Annotated in this window: 8 protein-coding genes and 1 pseudogene; 3 read left to right on the top strand and 6 right to left on the bottom strand. The window is 68.4% G+C overall.

Annotated features, from left to right (window positions below; all coding sequences use genetic code 11):
- Nucleotides 1-174: 174 nt before the first annotated feature.
- Nucleotides 175-564 carry an ArsR/SmtB family transcription factor gene (locus AC5P09_RS50160; RefSeq protein WP_493880351.1) on the bottom strand — a complete coding sequence of 130 codons (390 nt, stop codon included), beginning with the start codon at nt 562-564 and terminating at the stop codon, nt 175-177.
- Between the two features lie 107 nt (nt 565-671).
- Between AC5P09_RS50160 and AC5P09_RS50155 the strand changes: the two genes are divergently transcribed.
- Complete coding sequence (locus tag AC5P09_RS50155) at nt 672-2660, top strand: heavy metal translocating P-type ATPase (RefSeq protein WP_493880350.1); 1989 nt, start codon at nt 672-674, stop codon at nt 2658-2660.
- Nucleotides 2657-3048: pseudogene (locus tag AC5P09_RS50150) on the top strand ((2Fe-2S) ferredoxin domain-containing protein); the annotation flags it as partial. The gene AC5P09_RS50155 and the pseudogene AC5P09_RS50150, both read left to right, overlap by 4 nt.
- A 683-nt stretch (nt 3049-3731) precedes the next feature.
- On the opposite strand, the gene AC5P09_RS50145 reads toward AC5P09_RS50150, so the two are convergent.
- The 5 genes from AC5P09_RS50145 to AC5P09_RS50125 all read right to left on the bottom strand — a co-directional run bounded on the left by AC5P09_RS50145 (nt 3732) and on the right by AC5P09_RS50125 (nt 8393).
- On the bottom strand, nt 3732-4424 hold the full coding sequence (locus tag AC5P09_RS50145) for a hypothetical protein (RefSeq protein WP_493880349.1): 693 nt from the start codon (nt 4422-4424) through the stop codon (nt 3732-3734).
- 103 nt (nt 4425-4527) lie between these two features.
- A complete protein-coding gene (locus AC5P09_RS50140) occupies nt 4528-5304 on the bottom strand; it encodes a hypothetical protein (RefSeq protein WP_493880348.1) in 777 nt (258 codons plus the stop codon).
- 814 nt (nt 5305-6118) lie between these two features.
- Nucleotides 6119-7396: a site-specific integrase gene (locus tag AC5P09_RS50135; protein WP_493880347.1), complete on the bottom strand. Its 1278-nt coding sequence runs from the start codon at nt 7394-7396 to the stop codon at nt 6119-6121.
- Nucleotides 7393-7716: a helix-turn-helix domain-containing protein gene (locus AC5P09_RS50130; RefSeq protein ID WP_493880346.1), complete on the bottom strand. Its 324-nt coding sequence runs from the start codon at nt 7714-7716 to the stop codon at nt 7393-7395. Before AC5P09_RS50130 ends, AC5P09_RS50135 begins: the two co-directional genes overlap by 4 nt.
- On the bottom strand, nt 7713-8393 hold the full coding sequence (locus AC5P09_RS50125) for a tyrosine-type recombinase/integrase (RefSeq protein ID WP_493880345.1): 681 nt from the start codon (nt 8391-8393) through the stop codon (nt 7713-7715). Before AC5P09_RS50125 ends, AC5P09_RS50130 begins: the two co-directional genes overlap by 4 nt.
- A 561-nt stretch (nt 8394-8954) precedes the next feature.
- Here AC5P09_RS50125 and AC5P09_RS50120 point away from each other — a divergent pair.
- Nucleotides 8955-9275, top strand: a complete 321-nt coding sequence (locus tag AC5P09_RS50120) for a GYD domain-containing protein (protein WP_493880344.1) — start codon at nt 8955-8957, stop codon at nt 9273-9275.
- Nucleotides 9276-9690 lie beyond the last annotated feature (415 nt).

Here is a 9690-nt window from a genome sequence, read left to right as displayed (position 1 = left end):
CACCACGGAATACAGCCACCACCCCAAGCCCTTCAGGGACTTCGCGATGATTCACCCTGACGAGCCGAAGTCAGTAAGGCCGCAAGGATGGCGGCTCGCCGAACGCGGGCAAGTGGGCGCGCATTTCGGTAACCGCAGCGCTCGCCGCTCAATGTCCGCAGTCGGCGCTCGCGTTCACTGTGCGTCGAGGGTGGTTTCCGGTTCGGCGGGCTCGTCGGTGAGGCCGAGGCGCAGGTGTTCGGCGTGGTAGAGCGCTTGGTCGAGGAGTTCGGCGACGTGGTTGTCGTAGAGCGTGTAGACCACGGAGCGGCCCCGGCGGGTGCCGGTGACCAGGCCGAGGTTGCGCAGCAGGCGCAGCTGATGGGAGCAGGCGGACTGCTCCATGCCCACCTCGGCGGCCAACTCGGTGGCCGGCAGCGGCCCTTCGCGCAGCCGGGCCAGGATCAGCAGCCGGGAAGGGGTGGCCAGGGCCTGCAGGGTGGTGGCCACCTTCTGCGCGCTGGCCGCGTCCAGCCGCGTGTACGTGACGCGGCTCGCGGCGGGGGTGTCGGCTCCATGACCCATGCGGATATCGTACCTTCATGAACGCATGAAGGGGTCTTCATGTGTTCCTGTATGGTGGGCGGAGTCGGAACCCGTTTGTCCCCTGTGTGTGAAGGACCGCCGCTGTCATGTCTTCCACTCTCACCCGCCCTGCCCCCGGCGGTGTCCGTGCTGCGGTCGCTCCCCGGCGCCGTACGCGGATCTTCGCGTTGCCCGAAGCTCGCTGGGCGGCTGCCGCGCTGGTGCTGTTCCTGCTCGCGTTGCCGCTGCACCTGCTCGGCGCCCCGGCGTGGATGTGGGGGCCGCTGTACGCTGCCACCTACGTCACCGGCGGCTGGGAGCCGGGCTGGGAAGGCCTCAAGGCGCTGAAGGACAAGACCCTGGACGTGGATCTGCTGATGGTGGTCGCCGCGCTTGGCGCCGCGGCCATCGGCCAGGTCCTCGACGGCGCGCTGCTGATCGTCATCTTCGCCACCTCCGGCGCCCTGGAGGCCATCGCCACCGCCCGCACCGCGGACTCGGTGCGCGGTCTGCTCGACCTCGCCCCGACGACGGCCACCCGGCTGCTGGACGACGGCACCGAGGAGAACGTGCCCACCGAAGAGCTCACCGTGGGCGACACCATCCTGGTCCGCCCCGGCGAGCGGGTCGGCGCCGACGGCCGGGTCCTGGACGGCGCCAGCGAGGTCGACCAGGCCACCATCACCGGCGAACCGCTGCCGGTGGCCAAGGAGTCCGGGGACGAGGTGTTCGCGGGCACCCTGAACGGCACCGGCGCACTGCGGGTGCGGGTCGAACGTGACCCGTCGGACTCGGTGATCGCGCGGATCGTGAAGATGGTCGAGGAAGCCTCCGAGACCAAGGCGCCCACCCAGCTGTTCATCGAGAAGGTCGAACAGCGGTATTCCATCGGCATGGTGGCCGCCACGGTGGCGCTGTTCGTGCTGCCGCTGGCCTTCGGCGCCGACCTGCAGTCCACCCTGCTGCGGGCCATGACCTTCATGATCGTCGCCTCGCCGTGCGCGGTGGTCCTGGCCACCATGCCCCCGCTGCTGTCCGCCATCGCCAACGCCGGACGGCACGGCGTGCTGGTCAAGTCCGCCGTGGTGATGGAGCGCCTCGGCCAGATCGACGCCGTGGCGCTGGACAAGACCGGCACACTCACCGAAGGCACCCCCCACGTCACCGACATCCGCCCACTGGACGGCTCCGGGCTGGACGAGCACACCCTGCTGCGGCTGGCCGCCGCGGCCGAGCACCCTAGCGAGCACCCGCTGGCCCGCGCGGTAGTCGACGCCGCCCGCGGACGCGGTCTCGACGTCCCGGCCGTGGAGGACTTCACCTCCACCCCCGGCCTCGGCGTGACCGCCACCGTGCAGGACGAGAAGATCGCGGTCGGGGCCCCGGCCAGGCTGCTGGACGGCCTGACCGGACAGGCCACCGAAGCCGCTCACGACGCGGTCGCCGAACTGGAGGCCGCCGGCCGTACCGCGGTCCTGGTCACCCGCGACGGGATCCCGATCGGCGTGCTCGGCATCGCCGACCGCCTGCGCCCGGACGCCGCCGCCACCGTCAGCGCACTGGCCACGCTGACCGGCACCGGCCCGATGCTGGTCACCGGCGACAACGAGCGCGCCGCCCACCGGCTGGCCTCCGAGGTCGGCATCACCGGCGACGACGTCCACGCCGGCCTGCTGCCGCAGGACAAGGTGGAGGCCGTACGCCGCCTGCAGGCCCGCGGCCGCAACGTCCTGGTGATCGGCGACGGCGTCAACGACGCCCCCGCCCTGGCCGCCGCCCACACCGGCATCGCCATGGGCCGCGCCGGATCCGACCTCGCCCTGGAGACCGCCGACGCCGTGGTGGTCCGCGACGAACTCGCCACCATCCCCACCGTCATCGCCCTCTCCCGCCAGGCCCGGAAGCTGGTCGTCCAGAACCTCGTCATCGCCGGCGTGTTCATCACTGGACTGGTCATCTGGGACCTCGCCGGAATCCTGCCGCTTCCCCTCGGCGTCGCGGGCCATGAGGGCTCCACCGTCATCGTCGGCCTCAACGGCCTGCGCCTGCTGCGCGACGCCGCCTGGAACCGCGCCCGCACCGGAGACGGACAGTGAGCCGCCGCAGCCGCCAGGCCGCCCCGCCACCGCGGGGGCGGCCCGCTGCACCGTCACCGTGTGCCGGGGCTGCTGCTGCGGGACCGACAAGGTGCCCGGCCTGGATCACGCCGCCCAACTCGCCGACCTGCGTGCGTCCCTGGGCGACGTGGCCAGTGTCAGGCCGGTCAACTGCCTGGACGCCTGCGAGCAGGCCAACGTCATCGTCATCCAGCCCACCGCCGAAGGCCACAGGGCCGGTGGACGCCCGGTCTGGCTCGGCCTGGTCAACAACGTCGACGCGGCCGCAGACATCACTGCCTGGATCAAGGCCGGCGGCCCAGGACTTGCCGACCCGCCCGACATCACCCCTCAACGACCAGCGAATCCAACGCCTGCTGCACGCGCACGACCAGCTGCCAGAACCGGATCAGTAGCGTCCGGACCGAAACAGCAACGACCCACCAAACCGTGGGCGTTTCGGTGTGCCGTCGACCACATTCAGGCAGGTCACACGCGGTTTCTCGAAAGAGACGAGATTGGGGTCACCGGTCTCCGGAACGCCGGTATCTGGCGGCGCATGCAGCTGGCGAACACCTTGCGAAGGGCCCTTGACCTGCAGAAACCTGCCAACAGGAGAGGTCGGACTCGACATGCAGGGCAATGCGCCGCCCGAAAAGAGCAACGGTCAAAAGACCGTGTGTGTTTTGGCATGTACGAGAAAGACCTGACCGGCTTTCCCCTGGTCAGGGCCTTAAAGGATAGTGCCCCCGGCGGGGCCACATGCAGATGGTTGCGGGGCTGACCCGGGTCATGTCCCCTGTGATGGTGTAGGCGATCAATCGTCCATAGTGTTCGGGGTGTTGGGGAGTGCGCGGGTGGTGTGGTCGGCGTGTTCGTCGGCGCCCTTCGACGATGCCGCTGGCGATCGGCCATCCGGCCTCAAGGGCCTTGTCGTAGTGGACGAAGGCGGCGTTGTTCGCCAGGTAGCGGCAGGCCCTGTCGGCTGCGGCCCGTTGATCTGCGGACAGGCCCAGCCGGTCGGCTTGGGCGCGCGGGGGTCAGCCGCCGCGGCGGCCACATACGCTCCAGTCATCGGGCTCTCGCTTTTCGAGCGCGGAATCGGTTGGCACCTTCGACGCTAGGGACGAGAGCCCGACCCCACACCGGCGCGGCGGCGCGCGGCGGAGGACCCGCCTGCTCCGGCGCATCCCCGGCCACTGCCAGGGCATCACACGGGGTGAACAGTCCCGGCTCCTCCGCCAGCCAGCCCCGCTCGACCAGCCGCTTCAACTTCGCCCGGAAGCCTTCCACCTTGCTCTTGTCCGTCGACAGCCCCAGCGCGGCACACAGGTGATGCGCCCGCATCTGATGCACCGCGTCCAGGAGAACCTCGACGATGTCCCGGTACGAACCCGGCAGCACCTCCATCCCCAGCCCGGGCGTCCACTGCGGCACCAGCCGCACTCCGACCGGCGATGCCTCCGGGGACCGGTACTCCTCACACCCCGCCCCGCCGGCAACCGCATCCGCCCCGGCAACCGTGACCGTCTCATCACCGGACAGGATCTCGGTCATCGTCTCCCGTGTGACCTCCAGCCGGGACAGCACCTCCTCCCGCTCAGCAAGGCGCCTGGTCAACTCTTCGATGCGGTCCCGCAGTTCGGCGATCTCCTCCCGCGCGGCAGCCTCCCGCCGATCAAGCTCCTCCAACCACGACACCATCGCCGCCTCCAAGACCACGTCCCTGGACACGACGATCCGCCGTCCGGCCACGAACGGCAACGGCGCACGGCATCACCAGCTCACTGCAGAAGAGCCGCACCCACCCGATTTGGGTGTGGCTCCTTTCGAGTGAGGTCGCCCATCAGGCGCCGAGGGCGTCTCGCTACTCGATCTCTTGGAAAACGGGACCGACCGTCTCGAGGAAGACCTTTTCCCTCACCCAGCGGGGCGAATCGCCATCCGCATCCAGGTACTGGCACTCGTACCCGGTGTCGTCGCCGAGCGTGACCGTCTTGAGGGGCGGGATCCGGTCGCAGCGCAGTTCCTTCGCGGTCTTGTGGTGCTCGTCCCAGAACCGGCCATAGACCGCCTTGGCCAGCAGCACGCCCGAGTCGGGAGGATAGACGTTGTACCTGATGACCTGGACAGTCCCGGATCCTCCGCCGGTGACGTCTGCGACCCACACGTCCCACGTCAGCTTCACACCCTGGTAGGTGACAGCGCACAGCGTTTTGTGCCCAGCCTTCGGCGTGACCTGACCGCCTTCACATCCAGCACTGACCTTGGCACGGATTCCCGCCATGACGAGAGTTTCCTCCTGAATCTCGTCCAGCACCCGCTCGGTGAGCGGGGCGTCGCCGGACGCAGGCGGCAGGCCCATTTCCGAACGTTCGGAGTCGATGTCAACAAGCGCCGGTTCTTCCGAATCGACCACGACCGGCAGTTTCTTGACCGATGCCGTGGCACTGGGAGCCGGGCTGCCGTCCTCGTCGGAGTCCGGCCAGACCGCTCTCCCAGTCCCCACCACCGCCAAGCACACAACGACCATCACGACTACCGCTTCGAAGCGGCTGAGGCCCTTGAAGTACCGTCGAATCACCGGCCCAGCGTAGGAGGCCGGCTCGGGACCGGTCCCGAGCCAGACGCTGGCCTTCAGCATTATCAACCGCCTGTATTTCCCTTCGCGCAATTGAAGGGCAGCCGCCTCGCACTCGCCGAGAGTCGGCCAGCACGGCGGGACTGCCCCGGCCTGCCAAGGTCCGAGGGCTGCTCACCGCCGTTTGGGCCTGGTGACAGAGTTCTTACCGCCCAGTCGGCCGTGAGTTCAGCGTGACCGAGGTGCTTTCAACGGGAACCCACGGCGTCTTCGGCAGGCAGGCTCGAAAGTGCGGTGGGTTCGTCGCCTCGCAATGGGCAGGATACCTATTCACTCTCGGCGGTCTGCTCGTCTGATGCCGATCTCCGAAACCAGATCCTCACCAAGCCATGACCTGAGCAACGAAAATCATCTCGCCAGTCGCCACACTGGCGGGTACGTTCACCTCGTGTGCTACTACGCCGAGAAGCCCTACAAACTGCATTATGCGTGCGTGCTCTGCCGCGTCGCGTTCAAGCGGCATCCCGGTCCCGGCGAGCACCGATGCCCTCGATGTGCAGAGCCAATGGTTTGTGCCGGCCACGACTTCGCGGCACCGCGGCGTCGGGACACCAAGGCGTGGACCGTCGTGGCCGTGGTTCTCAACGCCGGACTGCGTTACGAGGGCCGAGAACCGTGCGGCTGCGGCAAGGAACCCAAGTTCCGTCCCCGCACCCGAGCTCAGCTGCGCGCCCGCCGAATCGCAGCAGCACGAACCGGCACTCCCCTCGCCGACATGCTGGGACGGGCAGAGCTACAGGCATCCGACTGATCCGAGAAGCGATGCAGAGACGGCAGCACACGATCCGCCTCCTTAAGATCATTCATCGAACTGCGGTCAGAGCCAAGATCCAAAAGCGCCATCCGGCTGGTCTTCGAGCAGGTTCTGGGCGATGGCCGCGTAGTTGCTCGCGGTGGTGTGGGACGGGTTGAAGACCAGGGCGAGATGCAGCGGGTCGGCGCCGACGGTCAGTGCCTCGTGAAGTACCCGGTCGCCGCGGATGCGTTCGAGGTAAACGCCATGGTGCAGTAGGTGCCGCTTGAGGTATTCAGGGCTGACGGGCCCGGTTCCCAGGGCTGTCAGCGCGTTGATCAGGACGTGCCGGTTGGGGGTCTTCGGCCAGGTGGCCCGGCGCTGGTCGAGCCAGGCCAGCAGGGTCTGGTGGGGCAGTTCGCCGAGCCGTTGGCCGTGTCCGGCGATGGTGATCCTGCGGTTGGGCAGGTCGAGGGCATCCAGGGTGAGGCGGCGGATGGCCGTGGCGCGGGCGGCGTGGACGGCAGCCAGGGCGACGATCAGCCGTTGCGCCGGGGTGACGGCGATCCGTTGGACGGCGAGCACTTCGGCGTCGGTCATCGGCAGCAAGCTGCGTGGAATGTCTTCCGCCCTGAGTCGAGTGGTGGGGTTGGCGAAGATCAGGCCGCGCTTCTTGGCGAAGCGGAACAGTGAGCGCAGTGCCGCGATGGCGTTGCGACGCTGCCATCCACGCAGGGGTGACAGCGCGGCCGTGACGTCGGCGACGGTGGTTTCGCGCAGGTGCCCACAGGTCGTCGCCCAGTTCTCCAGCAGGGGTCGGACGCTGCCGAAGTAGACGTAGAGACGGCTGCGGGACCGGGGCTTGGCTCGGCTGTCACCGTCGAGGAGGACCAGCAGCCAGGCGCGGATGTCGCCGGCGAATCCGGCGGGCAGTTCGCCGGTGCGGTCGGCGATCCACGAGCGGATCGCCGAGGCACTGTCGTCTTCTAGAAGGTCCAGGTCGGCGAGGACTTCGGCGACCCGAAAACTGGAAGCGTGTCGCGGGATTCGCGTACGGACTTCGGTGAGCTTCACGGGCTTGCCGGGCGGACGATGCTCCAGCACCGCCGTCAGTCCGTCCATCGCGCACAGGACGAGCGACGGTGACCATCCGTTGGCCTCACCAAGTTGTTTGGCGAGGGCGGCGGCCGACCGGAGCGCGGGATTGTCCGAGGTCAGGGCAGGGTGCTGCCAGCGGGGCGGGGGCGGGATGCCTGCCTTGCGGCGGTAGTAAGACGACAGGGCACGGCAACCGTTGTCGCAGTAGGCCCGGTCTCGCCGCGATCCATCGGGCAGCGTCTTGCCGCAGTGCATGCAGTTCATCGAGGGGGCAGAGACCTGCCTGCGCGAGGACGCGGGGCGACGGCGCGCGGTTGGCCCACCGCCGTGGCCTGCGAGTTGGCCGCCGGCGTTGGCTCGGGTACCCGCTCCGGCTCGGGCAGCAGCAGTTCCTCGACGCCGCATCCGAGTACGGTGCAGATGACGTCCAGCTCGTCGAGCTTGACGGTGTTCGGCTGGCCGGACCACAGGCCCGACATCTTCCCCGCGCTGATCACAACGCCGCGTTCGGCGAGCATCCGCTGGAGTTCGCTGGCCTTCCAGATGCCGCGGTTGGCGGCCGCCAGGCGAAGGTTCCACTTCACTGGACCAGTCCTTTCCATCGGTCGGTGGCGCGCTGCTGCCCGGCGACCCAGGCGTCTTCGACATGGGTGCCGTGGACGTGGATATACCGGGCCGTGGTGCCGGTCCAGGTATGTCCGAGTAGTTCCTGGATCGCGAACAAGGTCATGCCGGCGAGATAGAGCTGGGAGGCGCAGAAGTGCCGCAGCACGTGCGGGGTGAGCTTCCCGGCCCAGGTCGGCATGTGCTGGGCGGCGGCCTCGGCCAGCGACCGGCGGTAGACATCCGCAGTCGCCCGAGCGCAGGAACCGTCCCGGTTCTTGCGCTCGGAGGGGAACAGCGGGGCGCCCGGCCTGGTGTGGTCGGCGTCAAAGTGGCCCCACACGTCCTCGATGAACCACCGCAGGTTGCGGTCGGCACCGTTGATCAGTGGCACCAGTCGCGGCTTCGGGCCCCGTCGCCGGGAGCCCTTGCCGTGCCGGACGTTGAGCTTGCCGAAGTGGCCCAGCTCCCACCGGACGTCGTCCAGGTCGAGCATCCGTGCCTCGTTGATCCGCAGCCGGGTGTACGTCAGGCAGTACTGGGCGTTGCGGACGATGTCGAGGCGGTTGTTGACCGCGTCGCGCAGAAGGATCTCAGGCTTGGGGCCGTTAGCGGCCACCACCAGCTCGGGTTCCACCAGCGTGACGTTCAACGTCACCTGGCTGCCCCACCCGGCGGATTCCCTGTCAAGTACAGCGTGTTGAGTGGCTGCTTGATGCTGATGGCGAAGTCCTCACGGCTGATGTCCAGACCCTGCTGTGAAACTGGCGACCTCGCGTAATCGACAGTCGCGTATTGCTCAGCCGGTGAGGGCTCATGGTCACCGTGAGTGGTCGCCGGGGGCATAGTGTTGAGACGTCGACGGGAGCCTCGCGCGTTGCGGACGCCGCCGCAGCCACCCGATCGGTGGCCACGCTGAAAGAGCCAGTGACTCACTGTGTCGGAGATGTGTCGCGGGACAGTTGACGGGCGCCAACAGGCCCTACTGGAGTCCGGCCACGTCACGGACAGCAACCCGCCGCCTCCGGACGCCTGGCCCAATGCTCGTTGTTACGGTGCCCGTGGTTGCCCTCGCCGTGGCGTCGACTCCTTCGGCGAGGATTTCGCCAGCCGTCGAGTAATCCGTATGGCGGCGGTCGCGCGGCGGCGGTCGTGGGGCAGGAGGAGGATCGGTCGGCAGGGGGAACCTCGCTGTGACGCTTATGGAAGGGCGGAACCCATGCCGAAGTACCTCTTCAGGGCCAAGCTGACCGTGGACGGACTGAAAGGCCTGCGCGCGGAGGGTGCCATCGCTCGCCGCGAGGTCATCGAGCGGATGGTGCAAAGCGTGGGCGGCCAGCTGGAGTCGGTCTACTGGGCTTTCGGCGAGGACGATGTCTACGTCACGGCGGACCTGCCGGGCAACACCGCCGCCGCTGCCATTGGGATGGCCACAACGGCGGCGGGCGGTGTCCGCACGAGCACGGTGGTGCTTCTGACGGCCGATGAGGTCGATGAGGCCACCCGACAGCAGGTGGAATACCGGGCGCTCGGCGCCTGACGGGCCAGCGCTTGCGTGGATGTGGAGGCGGCCGCCGCGCTTGCGAGGCTGGCCGGACTGGCGGCGTTGCGCGGAGCGGCACCCGGCAAGACTCGAAACTACGGGTATGAAACTGGATACGTCAAAGGGACAATGAGTTGATCTTGCGGCGAGTGCGGACGTGCATGCCGCTACGTCGGCAGCAGCAAAATGACGCACTGCGTCAGGGCGCCACTGTCCTGCTCCTGCCCGCCCGCGCCCGACCGGCACCGACACCGACACCGTAGAGGCTGTATGCCCTGCTCGGGGGCTGTCTCGCGTGACGGTATGGGATGCCTCGACTGGTCCGGAACGTGGACGGAGTTGGGATTCGGTTCCGGTCCTGCCTGCTGGCGTCGGCTGGCCGAGTGGCAGCAGGCGGGGGTGTGGGAGGAAC

Source organism: Streptomyces sp. a15, assembly GCF_059026085.1.
Note: the sequence above shows the minus strand (reverse complement) of the source record. Positions and strands in the feature narration are given on the sequence as shown.